Below are 24,061 nucleotides of genomic sequence, written 5' to 3'. Positions count from 1 at the left end.
GGACAGCCCACGTCGACGGGGTTGGCCGATCTCGGCCGCCCCCGTCACACCGGCTCCCCCAAGGCCTTATCCGGCCTCGGGGTCGCCCTTCGTGTATGTCAGACGCTCCACGGCGCCCGGCCGGAAGTCGTCCTCGATCTTCTTGCCGTTGACGTAGAGCTGGATGGCGCCGGCGTCACCCAGGATCAGGTTGATCTTGGTGCTGTCCTGGAAGGTCTTGGACTCGCCCTTCTTCAGCAGTCCGTCGAAGAGCATCCGGCCGTTGTGGTCCTTGGCCGAGATCCAGCTCCGCCCGTTCGGCGCGCTGACCTGGACGGTCACCTTGTCCTGGGGGGCCGCGGCGATGGCGCTGTCGGAGGGCTCGCCGCTCGGCGCGGCGGGCTTCTCCTTCTTGGGCCTGGGCTTGGCGGACTTGCTGACGGCGGGCTTGGTGCCGTCGGCGACCTGCGACTTCGCGTCGCTGCCGTCGTCGCCGCCCTTGAACGCGGTGAACCCGACGAAGCCGATCACGACGACGATCGCGGCGACCATGGCCGCGGTCCAGTTCGGTCCGCGGCGCTCGGGACGGATCCGCTCCGCCTCGAACAGGGGTGCGGCCGGGGTGGGCGCGGGACGGCCGCCGTGCTCGGCGTCGAACTGGGCGATCAACGGTTCGGGATCGAGGTGGACGGCCCTGGCCAGCGTGCGGAGGTGCCCACGGGCGTACACGTCGCCGCCGCAGGGCGCGAAGTCGTCCGCCTCGATGGCGTGCACGATGGCGATACGGACACGAGTGGCGCTGCTGACTTCGTCCACGGTGAGCCCGGCCGCGATCCGCGCCTGCTGAAGGGCACGGCCCACGGAGATCCGGGGTTCTGGGGACTCGTCGTGGAAGGGACGCTCGTCTTCAGGGGAGTTGCCGAGGGACACGGGGGCGCCTTTCGAGCGTGTAGCCACCTGTGCTGGAAGCTCAGTCTAGGGGGGGTACGAAAGGGTGGGGCAACCGGGCGGTCTGACTTTGTACGCCATCGGAATGGCCGGGCATTCCGCTGGCTGGACAGGCAGGTACCCCAGGTTGAGACCCCTACCGGTCCTTTCGCTCAACTTGACGTATGACAAAGGGAAACGGTTGCTCGCCGATCTCTAACAGGTGCATCACGGCGATGCGGCCACCCGGCGTACGAGGATCCCGCCCGTAGGCGTGACCCGTCTCGGCCGAACGGCCCTTCGCCCTAACCCTCAGACTCCCCGCGAATCAGCGCGAGCACGCCGTCCAGCTCGTCAGGCTTCACAAGAACGTCACGTGCCTTGGACCCCTCGCTGGGACCCACGATGTTGCGGGACTCCATGAGGTCCATGAGCCGCCCGGCCTTGGCGAAGCCGACGCGCAGCTTCCGCTGGAGCATGGACGTCGACCCGAACTGGGTGGAGACCACCAGCTCGGCCGCCTGGCAGAGCAGGTCGAGGTCGTCGCCGATGTCCTCGTCGATCTCCTTCTTCTGCTTGGTGCCCACGGTGACGTCGTCCCGGAAGACCGGCGCCATCTGGTCCTTGCAGTGCTGGACGACGACGGCGACCTCTTCCTCGGTCACGAAGGCGCCCTGCATACGGGTGGGCTTGTTCGCGCCCATCGGCAGGAAGAGGCCGTCACCCTTGCCGATGAGCTTCTCGGCGCCGGGCTGGTCGAGGATGACCCGGGAGTCGGCGAGCGAGGAGGTGGCGAAGGCGAGCCGGGAGGGCACGTTGGCCTTGATCAGACCGGTGACCACGTCGACCGACGGGCGCTGCGTGGCGAGCACCAGGTGGATGCCGGCCGCGCGCGCGAGCTGCGTGATGCGCACGATCGCGTCCTCGACGTCCCGCGGGGCCACCATCATCAGGTCGGCGAGCTCGTCGACGATCACCAGCAGGTACGGGTAGGGCTGCAGCTCCCGCTCGCTGCCCTCGGGCGGCTTGACCTTGCCCTCGCGGACGGCGCGGTTGAAGTCGTCGATGTGCCGGTAGCCGTACGCGGCGAGGTCGTCGTAGCGCAGGTCCATCTCGCGCACGACCCACTGCAGCGCCTCGGCGGCCCGCTTGGGATTGGTGATGATCGGCGTGATCAGGTGCGGGATGCCCTCGTACGCGGTCAGCTCGACCCGCTTGGGGTCGACGAGGATCATCCGGACGTCCTCCGGGGTCGCCCGCATCATGACCGAGGTGATCAGACAGTTGATGCAGGACGACTTTCCGGAGCCCGTCGCACCGGCGACCAGCATGTGCGGCATCTTCGCGAGCGAGTGCATCACGTACCCGCCCTCGACGTCCTTGCCGAAGGCGACCAGCATCGGGTCGTCGTCCTCGGCGGACTCCGCGAGACGCAGCACGTCGCCGAGGTTGACCATCTCCCGGTCGGTGTTCGGGATCTCGATGCCCACCGCGGACTTCCCGGGGATGGGGCTGATGATCCGTACGTCGGGGCTGGCGACGGCGTACGCGATGTTCTTGGTGAGCGCGGTGATCCGCTCGACCTTCACCGCGGGGCCGAGCTCGACCTCGTAGCGGGTGACCGTCGGGCCGCGGGTGAAGCCGGTGACGGCCGCGTCGACCTTGAACTCGGTGAAGACCTGGGTGAGCGAGGCGACGACCGCGTCGTTGGCGGCGCTGCGCGCCTTGCCCGGGCCGCCGCGCGTGAGCAGGTCAAGGGACGGCAGCGCGTAGGTGATGTCGCCGGACAGCTGGAGCTGCTCCGCGCGCGCGGGCAGGTCGCGGGGCTCCTCCGGGGCCTTCTTGGTGAGGTCGGGGACCGGCCCGGAGGCGAGCCTCTCCTGCTTGGGCCGGGCGGCGGGGACCGGCGTGGGCACGGCCGGCGCCGCCGGCTCGGACACGTCCTTCGTCGTCGGGGCGGGTGCGGGCGTCGGCACCGGTGTGGTGTCCTCGCGGTCGCCGACGCCGACGCCCTGGGTGAGGTCGGCGACGAGCGGGGAGGGCGGCATGCCGTGCAGGACGGCACCGTCGAGCGCGGCGGCGGCCGCCGCCGCGACGTCCACGGCGTCCATCTGCCGCCGCGGATCCGGCTGGGGCACCGCGGACCGCCGGGGCCGGCCGCGACGCTGCGAGAGGGCCTCCGCCTCGGCGCTGTCCGGGTCGTACACCCCGGGAGCGCTCGCACGCTTACGGGGGCGCGCGGGCAGCGCTTCGCGCCACTGCTCGTCGTAGCGCTCCTCGTCCTCCGTGAAGTCCGCGTCCTCGCGGTCGGGAAGCACCCCCAGGGTGACGCCGAGCGCGCGCAGCCGCTGCGGGATGGCGTTGACCGGGGTGGCGGTCACCACGAGCAGCCCGAAGACCGTCAGCAGCACCAGCAGGGGTACGGCGAGGACCTCGGTCATGGTGTACGTCAGCGGGGTCGCCGCCGCCCAGCCGACGAGACCACCGGCGTCCCTTATGGCCTGCATGCCGGCGCTGCGCGCGGGTGAGCCGCAGGCGATGTGGACCTGGCCGAGCACGCCGACGACGAGCGCCGACAGTCCGATCACGATCCGGCCGTTGGCCTCCGGCTGCTCGGGGTGGCGCACGAGCCGTACGGCGATCACCGCGAGCAGTATCGGCACCAGCAGGTCGAGCCGGCCGAAGGCGCCGGTGACCAGGATCTCCACCAGGTCCCCGACCGGACCCTTCAGGTCGGCCCAGGTGCCGGCGGCGACGATCAGGGCGACACCGAACAACAGCAGCGCCACACCGTCCTTGCGGTGGGCCGGGTCGAGGTTCTTCGCACCCTGCCCTATGCCGCGGAAGACGGCGCCGACGGCGTGCGCAAGACCGAGCCAGAGGGCGCGCGCGAGCCGGTACAGGCCCCCGGTGGGACTGGGGGCCGGTTTCGGCGGCGCGACCTTCCTCGGCGCCCGCTTGGCGGGCGCCTTCCTGGCCGGTGCCTTCTTCGCGGCGGCCTTCCGCGCCGGAGCCTTCGCGGGAGCGGCCGCCTTCTTCGCGGGCGGCTTCTTGGCTGCGGAGGGACGTGAGGCCATGGGTGTGAGGTTACCGGGGGAGACGACAGCGGACACGTGTGCCCACAGCTTCACCCGTTCGTGTCGCCCCTGCCGAGGCACGGAACTGACGCACGCTCATGGGCAACTGCGGTCCGTCCCTACGTCAGTTCGTGGCCGGCAGGGAGGCACCACCGGGACCCGCGCCCGGCTCCAGCGCGTCGAGGGCGCGGCGCAACCCGGTGAGTTTGCGCTCCAGATGGGCGGCGGTGGCCACCGCCGCCGCGTCCGCCGAGTCGTCGTCGAGCTGCTTGGACAGCGCCTCCGCCTGCTCCTCGACGGCCGCGAGCCGCGCGGACAGCTCGGCGAGCAGCCCGGCGGACTCCTTGCCGCCGACCGCGCCCTTGCCGCCGCCCTCCAACTGGAGCCGCAGCAGAGCCGCCTGCTCCCGCAGCTGGCAGTTCTTCATGTACAGCTCGACGAACACCGAGACCTTGGCGCGCAGCACCCACGGGTCGAACGGCTTGGAGATGTAGTCGACCGCGCCCGCCGCGTACCCGCGGAACGTGTGGTGCGGGCCGTGATTGATCGCCGTGAGAAAGATGATCGGGATGTCCCGGGTCCGCTCGCGCCGCTTGATGTGCGCGGCGGTCTCGAACCCGTCCATGCCCGGCATCTGGACGTCCAGCAGAATGACCGCGAAATCGTCCGTGAGCAGTGCTTTGAGCGCTTCCTCCCCGCTCGATGCCCGCACCAGCGTCTGATCGAGCGCAGAGAGGATGGCCTCCAGCGCCAGCAGATTCTCCGGCCGGTCATCGACCAGGAGGATCTTGGCCTTCTGCACCATGGCCCGCCCTCCTCGCCCCGGCGGTACACCGGGCGCCGCCCCAGGGGACGACTCCCTTTCGCCGCCCGTCCTTGTGCCGGTCATCGTAGCCGCACCCCGCCCGTCGCCACACCCTGTCACCGTGATGTCACTGTGCACATAGCGGAAACGCCGCAGGAGCCCGGATGGTTCCCGGAATCCGGGATTCCCACACGTTCTCCGCTCACATCATCCGACAACTCCCTGTGCACACCGAAGGTTCCCGCCGCGTTCACGTCCGGTGCGCGGCGGGCGGTCACCGCGCGCGTGCCGGTCACTGCGGACGCATCCACTGCTGCATGACCGCCAGGAGATGGTCCGGGTCGACCGGCTTGGTCACGTAGTCGGAGGCACCCGACTCGATCGCCTTCTCCCGGTCGCCCTTCATCGCCTTCGCCGTCAGCGCGATGATCGGCAGCCCGGCGAACTGCGGCATCCTGCGGATCGCCGTGGTCGTCGCGTAGCCGTCCATCTCCGGCATCATGATGTCCATCAGGACGACCGCCACGTCGTCGTGCTGCTCCAGCACCTCGATGCCCTCGCGGCCGTTCTCCGCGTACAGCACCGACAGCCCGTGCTGCTCCAGCACGCTGGTGAGCGCGAACACGTTCCGGATGTCGTCGTCGACGATCAGCACCTTCTCACCGCCGAACCGTACCGCCCGTACCGGCTGCGGAGTGCTCTCCGGCCCGGCCGTCATCCACTGCTCGGCCCGCGGCTCGCCCGACGGCAGGCTGCGGCGCCGGCGCCGGAACAACGCGGCCGGGCCATTCTGCGTCTCCCGGTACGACTTCACCTCGGCCGGCGTCTCCACCTCCGCCGCGGACAGCTCCGAGGACCGCTCCGCCTCGGAGGCCACCAGCTCGCCGGCCTCCAGCGGGGCCACGGACTGCTGGTAGCCCTGCGGCGGCAGCTCGCTCGGGTGCACCGGCAGGTACAGCGTGAACGTCGAGCCGCGGCCCGGCTCGCTCTGGGCGTGGATCTCGCCGCCCAGCAGCTGCGCGATCTCCCGCGAGATGGACAGGCCAAGACCCGTGCCGCCGTACTTGCGGCTGGTCGTGCCGTCCGCCTGCTTGAACGCCTCGAAGATCACCCGCATCTTGCTGGCCGCGATGCCGATACCCGTGTCGGTCACCGAGAACGCGATCAGCTCGCCGTCCGGATCGGTCAGCGAACCGGCCTCCAGCAACTGCTCCCGGATCCGGTGCGGCACGTTCGAACCGGCGGGCCGGATCACCAGCTCCACCGACCCGGAATCGGTGAACTTCACCGCGTTGGACAGCAGGTTGCGCAGCACCTGCAGCAACCGCTGCTCGTCGGTGTGCAGGGTCGCCGGCAGTTCCGGGGACACCCGTACGGACAGGTCCAGGCCCTTCTCCGCGGTCAGCGGCCGGAAGGTGGCCTCCACGTAGTCCACGAGCTGGACGAGCGCGATACGCGTCGGCGAGACGTCCATCTTGCCCGCCTCGACCTTCGACAGGTCGAGGATGTCGTTGATCAGCTGCAACAGGTCGGAGCCTGCGCCGTGGATGGTCTCGGCGAACTCCACCTGCTTCGGGGAGAGATTGCCCTCGGCGTTGTCCGCGAGCAGTTTGGCCAGAATCAGCAGGGAGTTGAGCGGCGTGCGCAGCTCGTGCGACATGTTCGCGAGGAACTCGCTCTTGTAGCGCATCGACACCGCGAGCTGCTCGGCACGCTCCTCCAGGACCTGCCGGGCCTCCTCGATCTCGGTGTTCTTCACCTCGATGTCGCGGTTCTGCCGGGCCAGCAGCTCGGCCTTCTCCTCCAGTTCGGCGTTGGAGGCCTGCAGTGCCTTCTGCCGGTTCTCCAGCTCGGCCGAGCGCTCCCTGAGCTGCTCGGTCAGCTCCTGCGACTGCTTCAGCAGCTGCTCGGTCTTGGTGTTGACCGAGATGGTGTTGACGCTCGTCGCGATCATCTCGGCGATCTGGTTGAGGAAGTCCTTCTGGATCTGCGTGAACGGCGTGAACGACGCCAGCTCGATCACACCGAGGACCTTGCCCTCGAACAGCACCGGCAGCACGATCACCTGCGCGGGCGGCGCCTCGCCGAGCCCCGAGGAGATCCTCAGATAGCCGCTGGGCGCGTTCTCCACGAGGATCGCGCGCTTCTCCTCGGCCGCCGTGCCCACCAGCGCCTCACCGGGCCGGAACGACGTCGGCATGGAGCCCATCGAGTAGCCGTACGAGCCCAGCATCCGCAGCTCGTAGTCGTCCTCGCCGCCGGCGACGTCCTTGCCCTCCATGAGCGGCATCGCCACGAAGAACGCGCCGTGCTGCGCCGAGACCACCGGCGTCAGCTCGCTCATGATCAGCGAGGCCACGTCCTCCAGGTCCCGGCGGCCCTGCATCAGCGCGGAAATACGGGCCAGGTTGCCCTTGAGCCAGTCCTGCTCCTTGTTGGCGATCGTGGTGTCACGCAGGTTGGCGATCATCTTGTTGATGTAGTCCTGGAGTTCCTGGATCTCGCCGGACGCGTCGACGTCGATCTTCAGGTTCAGGTCGCCACGGGTCACCGCGGTCGCCACGCGCGCGATGGCACGCACCTGCCGGGTCAGGTTCCCGGCCATCTCGTTCACCGACTCGGTCAGGTCCCGCCAGGTCCCGTCGACGTCACGCACGCGTGCCTGACCGCCGAGCTGCCCCTCGGTGCCCACCTCGCGGGCCACGCGCGTGACCTCCTCGGCGAAGCTCGACAGCTGGTCGACCATCGTGTTGATCGTCGTCTTCAGCTCGAGGATCTCGCCGCGCGCGTCGATGTCGATCTTCTTGGTCAGATCGCCCTTCGCGATCGCCGTCGTCACCATGGCGATGTTGCGCACCTGACCGGTCAGGTTGGACGCCATCTGGTTCACGGACTCCGTGAGGTCCTTCCACGTGCCGGCCACTCCCGGCACATGCGCCTGGCCGCCCAGGATGCCGTCCGTGCCCACCTCACGGGCCACCTTGGTGACCTGGTCGGCGAACGAACTCAGCGTCTTCACCATGATGTTGATGGTGTCGGCGAGCTGCGCGACCTCACCGCGCGCCTCGATCGTCACCTGGCGCGTCAGGTCACCGTTTGCGACGGCCGCGGCCACCTGGGAGATGTTCCGCACCTGCATGGTCAGGTTGTTGGCCATCAGGTTGACGTTGTTGCTGAGGTCCTTCCAGATGCCGGTGACACCCGGCACGTGCGCCTGGCCGCCCAGGATGCCCTCGGTGCCCACCTCACGGGCCACCCGGGTCACCTGCTCGGCGAAGCTGGACAGCTGGTCGACCATCGTGTTGACCGTCGTGACGAGTTCGAGGATCTCGCCCTTCGCGTCGACGGTGATCTTCTTCGACAGATCGCCCTTCGCGACCGCCGTCGTGACCTCGGCGATGTTGCGCACCTGGATCGTCAGGTTGTTCGCCATGAAGTTCACGGACTGGGTGAGGTCCTTCCAGGTGCCGGAGACACCCTGCACCTCGGCCTGCCCGCCGAGCATGCCCTCCGTGCCCACCTCGCGGGCCACCCGCGTGACCTCCTGGGCGAACGACGACAGCTGGTCGACCATCGTGTTCAGGGTGTTCTTCAGCTCCAGGATCTCCCCGCGCGCGTCCACGGTGATCTTCTGGGACAGGTCACCGCGCGCCACCGCGGTGGCGACCTGGGCGATGTTGCGCACCTGGGCGGTGAGGTTGCCGGCCATGCCGTTCACGGAGTCCGTCAGGTCCCGCCACACACCGGCGACACCGGGCACCTGCGCCTGCCCGCCGAGGCGGCCCTCCGTACCCACGTCCCGCGCGACCCGGGTCACCTGGTCGGCGAAGGCGGACAGCTGGTCGACCATCGTGTTGATGGTGTTCTTCAGTTCGAGGATCTCCCCGCGCGCGTCGACGTCGATCTTCTGCGACAGGTCACCGCGCGCCACGGCCGTCGTCACCTGGGCGATCTGCCGCACCTGCGAGGTCAGGTTCCCGGCCATGAAGTTGACGGAGTCCGTCAGCTCCTTCCAGGTGCCCGACACCCCGTCCACCCGGGCCTGACCGCCGAGCCGGCCCTCCGTGCCCACGTCCCGGGCCATCCGCGTGACCTGGTCGGCGAACGAGGACAGCTGGTCCACCATCGTGTTCACGGTGTTCTTCAGCTGGAGCATCTCACCGGACACGTCCACGGTGACCTTCTGCGACAGGTCGCCGTTGGCCACCGCCGTCGTCACCTGGGCGATGTTGCGCACCTGCCCGGTGAGGTTGCGGAACGCGGTGTTGACGGAGTCCGTCAGGTCCTTCCAGGTGCCGGCCGCGCCCGGCACCTGTGCCTGACCGCCCAGCTCACCCTCGACGCCGATCTCCCGCGCGACCCGCGTCACCTCGGCACCGAACGCCGACAGCTGGTCCACCATGCCGTTGACGGTGTTCTTCAGCTCCAGCATCTCGCCGGCCACGTCCACCGTGACCTTCTGCGACAGATCACCGCTGGCCACCGCCGTCGTCACGGCGGCGATGTCCCGCACCTGCGTGGTCAGGTTCCGGAACACCGTGTTGACGGAGTCCGTCAGGTCCTTCCAGGTGCCGGCCGCGCCCGGCACGTTCGCCTGCCCGCCGAGCCGTCCCTCGGCACCGACCTCGTTCGCCACCCGCGTGACCTCGTCCGCGAAGATCCGCAGCGTCTCGGTCATCTGGTTGATCGTCTCCGCCAGCTGCGCCACCTCACCGCGCGCCGGGACCGTCACCTTCTGCGACAGGTCACCGCTGGCGACGGCCGTGGTGACCTGCGAGATCCCGCGCACCTGCGCGGTGAGGTTGCCGGCCATCGTGTTGACGGAGTCGGTCAGCTCCTTCCACACGCCGGCCACCCCGGGCACCTGCGCCTGGCCGCCCAGGATGCCCTCCGTGCCCACCTCCCGGGCCACTCGCGTGACCTCGGAGGAGAACGAGGACAGCTGGTCCACCATCGTGTTGACGGTGTTCTTCAGCTCCAGCATCTCGCCCGCGACATGGACGGTCACCTTGCGTGACAGATCACCCTTGGCCACCGCCGTGGTCACCAGGGCGATGTCCCGCACCTGCGCGGTGAGCCGGTACGCCATCGTGTTGACGGACTCGGTCAGGTCCTTCCACGAACCCGACATGCCGCGCACCTGCGCCTGGCCGCCGAGCTTGCCCTCGGTGCCCACCTCGCTGGCCACGCGCGTGACCTCGTCCGTGAACGTCGACAACTGGTCGACCAGGTTGTTCACGGTCCGGCCGACCTTCAGGAACTCCCCGCGCAGCGGATGTCCCGTGCCGCCGTCCGGCGCCTGCGTCCGCAGCTCCATGCGCGGCGACAGATCACCGTCGGCGACCGCCGTCAGCACCCGGCCGACCTCGGACACCGGCCAGACGAGGTCGTCCACCAGCGCGTTGGAGTTGTCGATGGCGGTCGCCCAGGAGCCCTCGCAGGCCCCCGTCTCCAGCCGCTCGGTGAGCTTTCCCTCACGACCGACCACGCGCCGCACCCGGGACAGCTCACCCGTCAGGTGCAGGTTGCGGTCGGCGACCTCGTTGAACACGGCCGCGATCTCCGACATCACGCCGTCGCCGGACACCGTGAGCCGTTTGCGGAAGTTCCCGTCGCGCATCGACACGAGAGCCGCCAGCAGCCGGTTCAGGGCAGCCGTGTCCACGGCGGTGGTACCGCCGTTCCTGCCCAGGGACGGTCCGCCTTTCGCGCGCGTCTTCGTGCCCCGCGTCGCCGCGCCAGACTCCACTGTGTCCCTCCCGGAGGGGTAGACCGTTACTGCTGTGCTCGGCCGCTTCGGCCCGGCGTGCCGGGCGTCGGCACACCGGTTGCTTCCACGTACCCACTACTGCTGCGTATTTCTGCCAGACAAGATCCGGCCACACCAGGGGCTGCTGCCCGCCGTACACGAAACGCACGCAGGCCGACCGGACCTTCATCAGAAGCCTGCCCAGTGTTTCACCCCGGCCGAACCAGGCCATAACAGTTCGGCAGCTTCGCACATCGTCCGCACACCCTGGGGGGTAAACACCGGCGACCGGCATCCGCTCGGACGGCGAAGGTAAGTAACCTTGCATGCGGCTGTCCAGCCGCACCGGTCCGACCGGCCTGGGCGGTGGCACGAGCACGAGCGGGCATCGGAGGGGCGGCCGCAGACCATGACCACCGGACTGATCCCCGGGGAACAGCCCCCGGAGCAACGGCCGACGGACGAGCTGATGCCGCAGCAGCGGCGCGAGCCGGGCGGCCCCGGAGACCTGCACGTCGACAACCGGTCGAGGAGTTCTGTGATCACCGCGCGCGCGGCCGCCAGCTTCGAGCCCGTCGGACGATCGGTCGCGACCGCCCGGTCCTTCGTCCGCGACACCCTTCAGGGCTGGGGCTTCGCCGACATCGTCGACGACGCGGTGGTCCTCACCAGTGAGCTGGTGACCAACGCGGTCGTCCACGCGGGGACGCACGCGGAGGTGCTGTGCCTGCGCACCGAGGACGGTGTGCGCGTCGAGGTCTCCGACCGCTACCCGGAGCGCGAGGTCCCGATCCAGAGCGTCGCGGCCCCCATGGGCAACCCGGACCGTGAGGGCGGCCGCGGCCTCCAGCTCTGCGCGGCCCTCGCCACCCGCTGGGGCGTCGACTACACCCCCACCCACAAGAACGTCTGGTTCCAGCTCAACCTGCCCGAGCGCGCGGTCGGCACCCGCAGCGCGGGCCCCGCCCTGCCGGTCGGCCTCCTCCCCCTGGCCGACGGCCGGGTCCGCGTCGCGGTCGTCCAGGTCGACCGCAAGGGCGCGATCTCCGCCTGGAACGAGGACGCCGAGGAAGTCTTCGGCTACCCGCCCGCCGAGGTCATCGGCAGGCCCCTCACCGAACTCGCGGCCTGGCCGCACACCCCGGGCACCGGCACCGGCGTCGCCGAGGCGCTCCAGCTCTCGCGCTGGGAGGGCAGCTACGGCATTCGCGGCGCCGACGGCCGGGTGGTCCACGTGTACGCCTCCCACCTCAGAGTCCGCGACACCGGCGGCGAGCCCTCCACCGTCTGCCTCCTCGTACGCGATCACGAGCGGGCCGTCCTGCAGACGCCGACGCGTGTACCGGCCGGCGACCAGCCGCAGACGTCGGACGGGCAGAGCACCGACCCGTTCGAGGTGTTCATCGGCTCCCCCGCCCCCGACGATCTCGACGGCCTGCTGCAGCGCACGGTGGAACGCGCCCGCGACATGCTCGACGGCGACTCCGCGTTCCTGCTGCTCGCCACGGACGACGAGACGGAGCTGGAGGTCCGCGCCTCGACCGGCCTGCCCTCCGCCCGCCAGCGCTTCGCCCGCGTCCCCGTGGAGGCCGGCCCCGGCCGCTACGGCTCCGCCCGCATGCCGGCCGTCCACGACGACCTCAACGCGGTCCCCGGCGCCGTGCCGCTGCTCTCGGGCACCGGGATGCGCTCGGTCGTCACGGTCCCGCTCAAGGTCGAGGGCCGCCTCACCGGCTCCCTCGGCGTCGCCGCCGAGGCACCGGGCCGGTACTCCAACGAGGAGGCGCTGCGCCTGCAGTTCGCGGCCGACCGGATCGCCCTGGCCGTCGAGTCGGCGCGGCTCGGCGAGCTGGAACGGCTGCGCCGCGGCTCCCTGAGCTTCCTCGTCGAGGCCTCCGACCTGCTCGCCGGCACCCTGGACCGGGACCAGACGCTGGCCCTCATGGCCCAGATGACCGTCCCTACGCTGGCCACCTGGTGCGCGGTGTACACCATCGCCGACCAGGCCTCCGAGCCGTACCTGTCCTACGTCCTGCACGAGGACGAGGAACTCATCGACGGCATCAAGTCGTTGCTGTCGAAGATCTCCCCGCCGGACCCGGTGCCCACGCCCGGCGCCCGGGTCTGGACGGCGCCCGCCGAGGTCGCCCACCAGGCGGCCCTGCGCACGTCGATGCGCAGCCTCGGCCTCTCCGGCGGCCCCACCCGCCAGGTCGCCTCGGGCATCGGCCCGACCCTGGCGACGGCCGGCGCGGTCGGCGGCGAGACGGTCGTCCTGCCGCTGGTGGCCCGCAACCGCGTCATCGGCATGCTGACCCTCGGCAAGCCCACCGACGAGCACTTCCGCCAGGAGATCCTGGAGCTCGCCGAGGACCTGAGCCGCCGGGCCGCCCTCGCCCTGGACAACGCCCGTCTCTACTCGGAGCGTACGGCCATCAGCCAGGCCCTCCAGCGCAGCCTGCTCCCGCCCGGCACCCCGCACATCGACGGTGTCGAGGTCGAGGTCATCTACCGCGCGGCCGGCGAGGGCAACGAGGTCGGCGGCGACTTCTACGACGTCTTCCCCATCGGCGAGGGCGCGTACGGCTTCGCCATCGGCGACGTCTGCGGTACGGGACCCAACGCGGCGGCGGTCACCGGTCTCGCCCGGCACGCGCTGCGCCTGCTGGCCCGGGAGGGCCTCAGCGGCCCGGCCGTCCTGGAGCGCCTGAACTCCGCGATCCTCGACGAGGGCGACCGCAGCCGCTTCCTGACCCTCCTCTACGGCGAGCTGCGCCCGCAGGAGGACGGCAGCGCCGAGATGAAGGTCGTCTGCGCCGGCCACCCGCTTCCACTGCGGCTGCGCCAGGACGGCACGGTGGCCGCCGCGGCCGAACCGCAGCCGCTGCTGGGTGTCATCGAGGATCTGGAGCTCTACGAGGAGACCGTCACCCTCGACCCGGGTGACGTGCTGCTCTGCGTCACGGACGGCGTCACCGAGCGCCGTGAGGGGACGCGGATGCTGGGCGACGACGGTCTCGCCGACGTGCTCACCACTTGCACGGGACTGACGGCCGGTGCGGTCGCGGCGCGCATCATGCGCGCGGTGGAGCGCTTCGCGTCGGACGCACCGTCCGACGACATGGCGATTCTGGCCATGCGGGTGCCGGGAATCCACCAGGAGGCATAAGAAAAAGCCCCGCCCGAAAGGGCGGGGCTTTTCTGCTGGAGCCCCCAAACGGAATCGAACCGTTGACCTTCTCCTTACCATGGAGACGCTCTACCGACTGAGCTATAGGGGCCTGGCCTTTGAGGTTTCCCTCGCGGCGACGAAGGAACTGTACCCCGAACCGGCCCCGGTTCCCAAATTCGTTCGGTGACCGTTCAGAAGGCGGGCTGGAGCAGTCCGCCGAGTGCGTTGCAGGCGGAGACGATGCGCTGCATCTCCCGCTTGGTGAGGGAGGCGTCCACGGGCAGCGCGAGGGTTTCGTCGGCGGCCAGCTCGGTCTGCGGCAGCGAGACGTACCGACGGAACTCCGGCAGCCGGTGCACGGGCGTCTTCACCGGTACTCGGCACTCGACACCCTTGGCGCGCACGGCCCGGGCGAAGGCGTCCCGGTCCGGCCGGCCGTTGCCGGGCACCCGCACCACGTACTGCTGGTAGGTGTGTCCGTCACCGCCGTCCGGGGTCCGTACGCCCTTGAGTTTGGCGTCGAGGTAGGCGGCCCGCTCCCTGCGCTGCGCTATCTCGTCGTACGGCGCCTCGGACTCGCCCTGCTCCAGGATCAGCAACCCGTGCCGCTGCCCGAGCGCGTGCAACTGCCCGATGTCCGCGTGCCGTCCGAAGCGGTGCACGACAACGACCGCGGCCGTACGCGCGCTTGTGGCGGCCTCGACCGCGTGCGGGTCGAGGCAGTAGGTCTGCGGGTCTATGTCGGCGAACACCGGCAGCGCGCCCGCCAGGGTCACGGCCTCGGCGACCTCGACGTTCCCGAAGGCCGGTACGACGACCTCGTCACCGACTCCGACGCCGGCGGCCCTGAGCATTGCTGCAGTTCCCATGTCTGGGATGCTCGGTGCGCAACGTGAACGACACGTTACGCGAAACAGAAAAAGGCCGGACCCTGAACCGAAGTTCAGGATCCGACCTTTTCAAAATTTGTTCGGCGGCGTCCTACTCTCCCACAGGGTCCCCCCTGCAGTACCATCGGCGCTGTGAGGCTTAGCTTCCGGGTTCGGAATGTAACCGGGCGTTTCCCTCACGCTATGACCACCGAAACACTATGAAACTCTCAACCGAAACGCCACCACACGGCGGCGACCTGGTCGTGGTTTCAGAACCAACACAGTGAACGCGAGCATCAATGGACAAGCCCTCGGCCTATTAGTACCAGTCAACTCCACCGGTTACCCGGCTTCCATATCTGGCCTATCAACCCAGTCGTCTACTGGGAGCCTTACCCTCTCAAGGAGGTGGGAATACTCATCTCGAAGCAGGCTTCCCGCTTAGATGCTTTCAGCGGTTATCCCTCCCGAACGTAGCCAACCAGCCATGCCCTTGGCAGAACAACTGGCACACCAGAGGTTCGTCCGTCCCGGTCCTCTCGTACTAGGGACAGCCCTTCTCAATATTCCTACGCGCACAGCGGATAGGGACCGAACTGTCTCACGACGTTCTAAACCCAGCTCGCGTACCGCTTTAATGGGCGAACAGCCCAACCCTTGGGACCGACTCCAGCCCCAGGATGCGACGAGCCGACATCGAGGTGCCAAACCATCCCGTCGATATGGACTCTTGGGGAAGATCAGCCTGTTATCCCCGGGGTACCTTTTATCCGTTGAGCGACGGCGCTTCCACAAGCCACCGCCGGATCACTAGTCCCGACTTTCGTCCCTGCTCGACCCGTCGGTCTCACAGTCAAGCTCCCTTGTGCACTTACACTCAACACCTGATTACCAACCAGGCTGAGGGAACCTTTGGGCGCCTCCGTTACCCTTTGGGAGGCAACCGCCCCAGTTAAACTACCCATCAGACACTGTCCCTGATCCGGATCACGGACCCAGGTTAGACATCCAGCACGACCAGACTGGTATTTCAACGACGACTCCACAACCACTGGCGTGGCTGCTTCAAAGTCTCCCAGCTATCCTACACAAGCCGAACCGAACACCAATATCAAACTGTAGTAAAGGTCCCGGGGTCTTTCCGTCCTGCTGCGCGAAACGAGCATCTTTACTCGTAGTGCAATTTCACCGGGCCTATGGTTGAGACAGTCGAGAAGTCGTTACGCCATTCGTGCAGGTCGGAACTTACCCGACAAGGAATTTCGCTACCTTAGGATGGTTATAGTTACCACCGCCGTTTACTGGCGCTTAAGTTCTCAGCTTCGCCCCACCGAAATGGAGCTAACCGGTCCCCTTAACGTTCCAGCACCGGGCAGGCGTCAGTCCGTATACATCGCCTTACGGCTTCGCACGGACCTGTGTTTTTAGTAAACAGTCGCTTCTCGCTGGTCTCTGCGGCCACCCCCAGCTCACCGAGTAAATCGGATCACCGAGTGTGGCCCCCCTTCTCCCGAAGTTACGGGGGCATTTTGCCGAGTTCCTTAACCATAGTTCACCCGAACGCCTCGGTATTCTCTACCTGACCACCTGAGTCGGTTTAGGGTACGGGCCGCCATGAAACTCGCTAGAGGCTTTTCTCGACAGCATAGGATCATCCACTTCACCACAATCGGCTCGGCATCAGGTCTCAGACTATGTGCAAGGCGGATTTACCTACCTTGCGTCCTACACCCTTACCCCGGGACAACCACCGCCCGGGATGGACTACCTTCCTGCGTCACCCCATCACTCACCTACTAACCGCTTGGTTCGGCGGCTCCACCACTCCCCTCAACTCCGAAGAGATCAGGGCGGCTTCACGGCCTTAGCATCACGATGCTCGATGTTTGACGCTTCACAGCGGGTACCGGAATATCAACCGGTTATCCATCGACTACGCCTGTCGGCCTCGCCTTAGGTCCCGACTTACCCTGGGCAGATCAGCTTGACCCAGGAACCCTTAGTCAATCGGCGCAAACGTTTCTCACGTTTGTATCGCTACTCATGCCTGCATTCTCACTCGTCAACCGTCCACAACTACCTTCCGGTGCTGCTTCACCCGGCAGACGACGCTCCCCTACCCATCCATACACCCGTTGGGGCTATCCGTATGAATGACACGACTTCGGCGGTACGCTTGAGCCCCGCTACATTGTCGGCGCGGAATCACTAGACCAGTGAGCTATTACGCACTCTTTCAAGGGTGGCTGCTTCTAAGCCAACCTCCTGGTTGTCTGTGCGACTCCACATCCTTTCCCACTTAGCGTACGCTTAGGGGCCTTAGTCGATGCTCTGGGCTGTTTCCCTCTCGACCATGGAGCTTATCCCCCACAGTCTCACTGCCGCGCTCTCACTTACCGGCATTCGGAGTTTGGCTAAGGTCAGTAACCCGGTAGGGCCCATCGCCTATCCAGTGCTCTACCTCCGGCAAGAAACACACGACGCTGCACCTAAATGCATTTCGGGGAGAACCAGCTATCACGGAGTTTGATTGGCCTTTCACCCCTAACCACAGGTCATCCCCCAGGTTTTCAACCCTGGTGGGTTCGGTCCTCCACGAAGTCTTACCTCCGCTTCAACCTGCCCATGGCTAGATCACTCCGCTTCGGGTCTTGAGCGTGCTACTGAAACGCCCTATTCGGACTCGCTTTCGCTACGGCTTCCCCACCCGGGTTAACCTCGCAACACACCGCAAACTCGCAGGCTCATTCTTCAAAAGGCACGCAGTCACGAGGATCCGAAGATCCCGACGCTCCCACGGCTTGTAGGCACACGGTTTCAGGTACTATTTCACTCCGCTCCCGCGGTACTTTTCACCATTCCCTCACGGTACTATCCGCTATCGGTCACCAGGGAATATTTAGGCTTAGCGGGTGGTCCCGCCAGATTCACACGGGATTTCTCGGGCCCCGTGCTACTTGGGTGTCTCTCAAACGAGCCGCTGACGTTTCGACTACGGGGGTCTTACCCTCTACGCCGGACCTTTCGCATGTCCTTCGCCTACATCAACGGTTTCTGACTCGTCCTACGGCCGGCAGACCGCAGAAGAGAGATCCCACAACCCCGCATGCGCAACCCCTGCCGGGTCTCACACGCATACGGTTTGGCCTCATCCGGTTTCGCTCGCCACTACTCCCGGAATCACGGTTGTTTTCTCTTCCTGAGGGTACTGAGATGTTTCACTTCCCCTCGTTCCCTCCACACTGCCTATGTGTTCAGCAGCGGGTGACAGCCCATGACGACTGCCGGGTTTCCCCATTCGGAAACCCCCGGATCAAAGCCTGGTTGACGACTCCCCGGGGACTATCGTGGCCTCCCACGTCCTTCATCGGTTCCTGGTGCCAAGGCATCCACCGTGCGCCCTTAAAAACTTGGCCACAGATGCTCGCGTTCACTGTGCAGTTCTCAAACAACGACCAGCCACCCATCACCCCACTGGAAACCAGTGAGTTTACTGGGGCCGGCGACTGAAGGAAGATCATTCCCTCAGACACCCAACAGCGTGCCCGACCGGATCCCGTCCGAAGATCATGCTTTCCACGCTCTTGCGAGCAGTACTTGCAGCCTCCGACCCGTGACATCCGGCCGAATAATCAACGTTCCACCCATGAGCAACCAGCATCGAACATTCGCCGATGTACTGGCCTCTGACCAACCGAAGCTGGTGAGAAGTGCTCCTTAGAAAGGAGGTGATCCAGCCGCACCTTCCGGTACGGCTACCTTGTTACGACTTCGTCCCAATCGCTAGTCCCACCTTCGACAGCTCCCTCCCACAAGGGGTTGGGCCACCGGCTTCGGGTGTTACCAACTTTCGTGACGTGACGGGCGGTGTGTACAAGGCCCGGGAACGTATTCACCGCAGCAATGCTGATCTGCGATTACTAGCAACTCCGACTTCATGGGGTCGAGTTGCAGACCCCAATCCGAACTGAGACCGGCTTTTTGAGATTCGCTCCACCTCACGGTATCGCAGCTCATTGTACCGGCCATTGTAGCACGTGTGCAGCCCAAGACATAAGGGGCATGATGACTTGACGTCGTCCCCACCTTCCCCGAGTTGACCCCGGCGGTCTCCTGTGAGTCCCCATCACCCCGAAGGGCATGCTGGCAACACAGGACAAGGGTTGCGCTCGTTGCGGGACTTAACCCAACATCTCACGACACGAGCTGACGACAGCCATGCACCACCTGTACACCGACCACAAGGGGGCGCCTGTCTCCAGACGTTTCCGGTGTATGTCAAGCCTTGGTAAGGTTCTTCGCGTTGCGTCGAATTAAGCCACATGCTCCGCTGCTTGTGCGGGCCCCCGTCAATTCCTTTGAGTTTTAGCCTTGCGGCCGTACTCCCCAGGCGGGGAACTTAATGCGTTAGCTGCGGCACCGACGACGTGGAATGTCGCCAACACCTAGTTCCCACCGTTTACGGCGTGGACTACCAGGGTATCTAATCCTGTTCGCTCCCCACGCTTTCGCTCCTCAGCGTCAGTAATGGCCCAGAGATCCGCCTTCGCCACCGGTGTTCCTCCTGATATCTGCGCATTTCACCGCTACACCAGGAATTCCGATCTCCCCTACCACACTCTAGCCTGCCCGTATCGAATGCAGACCCGGGGTTAAGCCCCGGGCTTTCACACCCGACGTGACAAGCCGCCTACGAGCTCTTTACGCCCAATAATTCCGGACAACGCTTGCGCCCTACGTATTACCGCGGCTGCTGGCACGTAGTTAGCCGGCGCTTCTTCTGCAGGTACCGTCACTTTCGCTTCTTCCCTGCTGAAAGAGGTTTACAACCCGAAGGCCGTCATCCCTCACGCGGCGTCGCTGCATCAGGCTTTCGCCCATTGTGCAATATTCCCCACTGCTGCCTCCCGTAGGAGTCTGGGCCGTGTCTCAGTCCCAGTGTGGCCGGTCGCCCTCTCAGGCCGGCTACCCGTCGTCGCCTTGGTGAGCCATTACCTCACCAACAAGCTGATAGGCCGCGGGCTCATCCTTCACCGCCGGAGCTTTCGACCCCCGCAGATGCCTGCAGGAGTGATATCCGGTATTAGACCCCGTTTCCAGGGCTTGTCCCAGAGTGAAGGGCAGATTGCCCACGTGTTACTCACCCGTTCGCCACTAATCCCCACCGAAGTGGTTCATCGTTCGACTTGCATGTGTTAAGCACGCCGCCAGCGTTCGTCCTGAGCCAGGATCAAACTCTCCGTGAATGTTTTCCCGTAATCGGGATGAACACGCACGAGAGCGGAACCACCGGAGGAATAGTCCGATGGTTCACAGCGTCCTCGCTGTGTTTTTTCAAAGGAACCTCGTCCCGATCGTGACGACCGGAGACGGGGTATCAACTAATCTGGCGTTGATTTTTGGCACGCTGTTGAGTTCTCAAGGAACGGTCGCTTCCTTTGTACTCACCCTCTCGGGCTTTCCTCCGGGCTTCCCTTCGGTGTTTCCGACTCTATCAGATCTTTCCGATCCGATTTCCTCGGCGCTTTCCAGGTTCTCGCTTTCGCGTTTCCCTTTCCGGCGGTTCCGACTTTATCAGAAGTTCTGAGCCGGATTTCCCACCCCCTCCGGGCACCTGTGTCCAGCGCATGAAGTGCTGGGGTTCCCGGTCGGGCAGAGCCGTAAACGTACTGGAGCGGGGCGCCCCGATGCAAATCGAGGGGCCCCGCTCCGGGTTCACGCGGACGAGCGGTCGTAGGACCGTCAGACCTCGACCACCACCGGCAGGATCATCGGCCTGCGGCGATAGGTGTCCGAGACCCACTTGCCGAGGGTGCGGCGGATGAGCTGCTGGAGCTGGTGGGGCTCCACGACACCGTCCTGCGCCGAGCGTTCCAGGACCTCGGTGATCTTCGGCAGGACGTCGGCGAAGGCCGCGTCCTCGATGCCGGAGCCGCGGGCCTGCACGTGCGGGCCACCGGTGATCTTGCCGGTCGAGGAGTCGACGACCACGAAGACCGAGATGATGCCCTCGTCCCCGAGGATCTTGCGGTCCTTGAGGGCCGGCTCACCGACGTCACCGACGGAGAGGCCGTCCACGTAGACGTAACCGGCCTGGACCTTCCCGGAGATCTTGGCCTTGCCTTCGATCAGGTCCACCGCCACGCCGTCCTCGGCGATGACGATCCGGTCGTGCGGGACACCCGTGAGCGCGCCCAGCTCCGCGTTGGCGCGCAGGTGGCGCCATTCGCCGTGGACGGGCATCAGGTTCTTCGGGCGGCAGATGTTGTAGAAGTACAGCAGCTCGCCCGCGGACGCGTGGCCGGAGACGTGCACCTTGGCGTTGCCCTTGTGGACGACGTTGGCGCCCCAGCGGGTCAGGCCGTTGATCACCCGGTAGACCGCGTTCTCGTTACCGGGGATCAGCGAGGACGCCAGGATGACCGTGTCGCCGTCGACGATGCGGATCTGGTGGTCCCGGTTGGCCATGCGGGACAGGGCCGCCATCGGCTCGCCCTGGGAGCCCGTGCAGACCAGCACCACCTGGTGGTCGGGCAGGTCGTCGAGCGTCTTGACGTCGACCACCAGACCCGGCGGGACCTTCAGGTAGCCGAGGTCCCGGGCGATGCCCATGTTGCGGACCATGGAGCGGCCGACGAAGGCGACCCGGCGGCCGTACTCGTGGGCGGCGTCCAGGATCTGCTGGATGCGGTGGACGTGGCTGGCGAAGCTCGCCACGATGATCCGCTTGCGGGCGCCGGCGAAGACCTGCCGCAGGACGTTGGAGATGTCGCGCTCGGGCGGGACGAAGCCCGGCACCTCGGCGTTCGTCGAGTCGGCGAGCAGGAGGTCGATGCCCTCCTCGCTCAGCCGTGCGAAGGCGTGGAGGTCGGTGAGCCGGTTGTCCAGCGGGAGCTGGTCCATCTTGAAGTCGCCGGTGTGGACCACCATGCCGGCCGGCGTGCGGATGGCGACCGCGAGCGCGTCCGGGATGGAGTGGTTGACGGCGACGAACTCGCAGTCGAAGGGGCCGATGCGTTCCCGGTTCCCCTCCGCCACCTCTAGCGTGTACGGGCGGATCCGGTGCTCCTGGAGCTTGGCCTCGATCAGGGCGAGGGTCAGCTTGGAGCCGATCAGCGGGATGTCCGGCTTCTCGCGGAGCAGGAAGGGGACGCCGCCGATGTGGTCCTCGTGGCCGTGCGTGAGCACGATGCCCTCGATGTCGTCGAGGCGGTCCCGGATGGACGAGAAGTCCGGCAGAATCAGGTCGATTCCGGGCTGCTCCTCCTCGGGGAAGAGCACTCCGCAGTCGACGATCAGCAGACGGCCCCCGTACTCGAAGACCGTCATGTTTCGGCCGATCTCACCGAGACCGCCGAGCGGGGTGACCCGGAGGCCGCCCTCGGGGAGCGGCGGCGGGGAACCGAGTTCGGGATGCGGATGACTCAAAAGACTCTCCTCACCACGCGCGCCACGTACCGGTACGGCACGTGGCGCGCATGACGTTCGTGCAGAAGCAGTTGTCGTTGTGGGGTGCGGGCACCGTGTCCCGCGTATGCAGTTGTTCTTCAGTTGTGAAGCCTGTGGGGCCCGCGCGGTGCGAAGTCTGTTGTCAGAGCTGTACCCCGCCGGCGGCAAGATCGATCTTGAGCTGTGCGATCTCCTCGGGCGAGCACTCGACCATGGGCGCCCGCAGGGGTCCGGCCGGCAGGCCCTGGAGGGCGAGCGCGGCCTTCGTCGTCATGACGCCCTGCGTGCGGAACATGCCGGTGTAGACCGGGAGGAGCTTCTGGTGGATCTCGGTGGCCTTGACGACGTCGCCCGAGGTGTAGGCCTCTACGAGGGCGCGCAGGTCAGGGGTGACGACGTGGCCGACGACGGAGACGAAGCCGACCGCGCCCACGGAGAGCAGCGGCAGGTTCAGCATGTCGTCGCCGGAGTACCAGGCGAGGCCGGACTGCGCGATGGCCCAGCCGGCGCGGCCGAGGTCGCCCTTGGCGTCCTTGTTGGCGACGATCCGGGGGTGCTCGGCGAGGCGGACCAGCGTCTCGGTGTTGATCGGGACGCCGCTGCGGCCCGGGATGTCGTACAGCATCACCGGCAGGCCGGTGGCGTCGGCGACGGTGGTGAAGTGCCGGTACAGGCCCTCCTGCGGGGGCTTGTTGTAGTACGGCGTGACGACCAGGAGGCCGTGGGCTCCGATGCGCTCCGCCTCGCGGGCCAGCTCGATGCTGTGGCGGGTGTCGTTGGTGCCGACACCGGCCACCACGTGGGCGCGGTCGCCGACGGCTTCCAGGACGGCTCGTACGAGGTCCGCTTTCTCCGCGTCGCTGGTGGTGGGGGACTCGCCGGTGGTGCCGTTGATGATCAGGCCGTCGTTGCCTGCGTCCACCAGGTGGGCGGCGAGCCGCTGCGCGCCGTCGAGGTCGAGTGCGCCGTCCGCCGTGAAGGGCGTGACCATGGCGGTGAGGACCCGCCCGAAGGGGGTCTGCGGAGTGGAGGTCGGAGCCATGGGTTACACGCTACTCGGTGCTCAACGCGTGGTCTGCCCTCGGGGTGCCGGGAAAGTCAGGACAAATAAGGAGCCCGGCACTGCCTGCTCGGGGGTTCAAGCAGTGCCGGGTCCGTTTGATCAGGCTAGATGAACTTCTCTAAATGCCGCAATACGGACACCTCGCGAGGCTGATCCGTACATCCGTTTCGGGTGCGGAACAGGGCTTCGTTACGGGGCCACACGCCCGTTCGCATTGAAGGCTGCGTAGGTCAGCGGCATGAGCTTCGCCCACTCCGCCTCCATCCTCTCGCCGACCATCTCGATCTCCCGCTGCGGGAAGGACGGCACCTTGGCCAGCTCGTGCTGGGTGCGCAGGCCGAGGAAGTGCATCAGCGAGCGGGCGTTGCAGGTGGCGTACATCGACGAGAAGAGGCCGACGGGGAGCGCCGCGCGGGCGACCTCGCGGGCGACGCCCTCGGCGAGCATCTTCTGGTAGGCCGCGTACGCCTGCTCGTAGGAGTCGCGCAGGGTGCCGCTGACCGCCTCGTACTGGGCGGGGGTGCCCTCGACGAAGACGTACTTGCCCGGGCGGCCCTCCTGGACGAGCTTGCGGGAGGCGTCGGGGACGTAGAAGACGGGCTCCAGCTCGCGGTAGCGGCCGGACTCCTCGTTGTACGACCAGCCGACCCGGTGCCGCATGAACTCGCGGAAGACGAAGATCGGGGCGCTGATGAAGAAGGTCATCGAGTTGTGCTCGAACGGGCTGCCGTGCCGGTCGCGCATCAGGTAGTTGATCAGGCCCTTGGAGCGCTCGGGGTCCTTCTTCAGCTCGTCCAGGGACTGCTCGCCGGCGGTGGAGACGCGGGCGGCGAAGAGGACGTCGGCGTCCGACGCGCTGGACTTCACCAGCTCGACGGTGACGTCACTGCGGAACGTGAGCGACTCGGTGGTCACGGGGGTTGGGGTCCTTCCCATCACTTCTGTGGTTCGCGCCCACCTTACGGGGC

General features: G+C 66.8%; 10 protein-coding genes, 1 tRNA gene and 3 rRNA genes. 2 read left to right on the top strand and 12 right to left on the bottom strand.

Annotated elements, in window-relative coordinates:
- Nucleotides 1-66 precede the first annotated feature (66 nt).
- The 4 genes from N8I86_RS27765 to N8I86_RS27750 form a co-directional block, all read right to left on the bottom strand.
- Complete coding sequence (locus N8I86_RS27765; protein ID WP_073897812.1) at nt 67-909, bottom strand: helix-turn-helix domain-containing protein; 843 nt, start codon at nt 907-909, stop codon at nt 67-69.
- Between the two features lie 302 nt (nt 910-1,211).
- A complete protein-coding gene (locus tag N8I86_RS27760; RefSeq protein ID WP_263278952.1) occupies nt 1,212-3,983 on the bottom strand; it encodes a DNA translocase FtsK in 2,772 nt (923 codons plus the stop codon).
- A gap of 124 nt (nt 3,984-4,107) precedes the next feature.
- Entirely contained in the window at nt 4,108-4,788 is a 681-nt protein-coding gene (locus N8I86_RS27755) for a response regulator (protein WP_073897814.1), read from the bottom strand.
- A 292-nt stretch (nt 4,789-5,080) separates the two neighbouring features.
- Complete coding sequence (locus N8I86_RS27750) at nt 5,081-10,537, bottom strand: HAMP domain-containing protein (protein ID WP_107423784.1); 5,457 nt, start codon at nt 10,535-10,537, stop codon at nt 5,081-5,083.
- 409 nt (nt 10,538-10,946) lie between these two features.
- Between N8I86_RS27750 and N8I86_RS27745 the strand changes: the two genes are divergently transcribed.
- Nucleotides 10,947-13,706, top strand: a complete 2,760-nt coding sequence (locus N8I86_RS27745; protein ID WP_263278951.1) for a SpoIIE family protein phosphatase — start codon at nt 10,947-10,949, stop codon at nt 13,704-13,706.
- 36 nt (nt 13,707-13,742) lie between these two features.
- Here N8I86_RS27745 and N8I86_RS27740 read toward each other — a convergent pair.
- The 5 genes from N8I86_RS27740 to N8I86_RS27720 all read right to left on the bottom strand — a co-directional run bounded on the left by N8I86_RS27740 (nt 13,743) and on the right by N8I86_RS27720 (nt 19,827).
- Nucleotides 13,743-13,818: transfer RNA gene (locus N8I86_RS27740), tRNA-Thr, on the bottom strand.
- Between the two features lie 82 nt (nt 13,819-13,900).
- Nucleotides 13,901-14,563, bottom strand: a complete 663-nt coding sequence (locus tag N8I86_RS27735; protein ID WP_073897820.1) for a DegT/DnrJ/EryC1/StrS family aminotransferase — start codon at nt 14,561-14,563, stop codon at nt 13,901-13,903.
- Nucleotides 14,564-14,677: 114 nt separating this feature from the next.
- Nucleotides 14,678-14,794, bottom strand: a 5S ribosomal RNA gene (gene rrf / locus N8I86_RS27730).
- A gap of 86 nt (nt 14,795-14,880) precedes the next feature.
- A 23S ribosomal RNA gene (locus tag N8I86_RS27725) occupies nt 14,881-17,997 on the bottom strand.
- Nucleotides 17,998-18,302: 305 nt separating this feature from the next.
- A 16S ribosomal RNA gene (locus N8I86_RS27720) occupies nt 18,303-19,827 on the bottom strand.
- Together the 16S, 23S and 5S rRNA genes form the textbook arrangement of a ribosomal RNA operon.
- A gap of 59 nt (nt 19,828-19,886) precedes the next feature.
- Between N8I86_RS27720 and N8I86_RS27715 the strand changes: the two genes are divergently transcribed.
- Nucleotides 19,887-20,168, top strand: coding sequence for a hypothetical protein (locus tag N8I86_RS27715; RefSeq protein WP_263278950.1), 282 nt, complete (start codon nt 19,887-19,889; stop codon nt 20,166-20,168).
- A 155-nt stretch (nt 20,169-20,323) separates the two neighbouring features.
- Here the strand turns inward: N8I86_RS27715 and N8I86_RS27710 are convergent, their stop codons facing one another.
- The 3 genes from N8I86_RS27710 to thyX form a co-directional block, all read right to left on the bottom strand.
- On the bottom strand, nt 20,324-22,009 hold the full coding sequence (locus tag N8I86_RS27710; RefSeq protein WP_073890187.1) for a ribonuclease J: 1,686 nt from the start codon (nt 22,007-22,009) through the stop codon (nt 20,324-20,326).
- A 163-nt stretch (nt 22,010-22,172) separates the two neighbouring features.
- Nucleotides 22,173-23,072 (bottom strand): 4-hydroxy-tetrahydrodipicolinate synthase, encoded by a 900-nt coding sequence (dapA, locus tag N8I86_RS27705; RefSeq protein WP_073890185.1) that lies wholly within the window; start codon nt 23,070-23,072, stop codon nt 22,173-22,175.
- A 210-nt stretch (nt 23,073-23,282) separates the two neighbouring features.
- Complete coding sequence (gene thyX, locus N8I86_RS27700) at nt 23,283-24,029, bottom strand: FAD-dependent thymidylate synthase (RefSeq protein WP_073890183.1); 747 nt, start codon at nt 24,027-24,029, stop codon at nt 23,283-23,285.
- Nucleotides 24,030-24,061 lie beyond the last annotated feature (32 nt).

This window comes from Streptomyces albidicamelliae (genome assembly GCF_025642175.1).
Classification (GTDB): Bacteria; Actinomycetota; Actinomycetes; order Streptomycetales; family Streptomycetaceae; genus Streptomyces; species Streptomyces albidocamelliae.
This window is presented reverse-complemented; position numbering and strand designations above follow the sequence as displayed.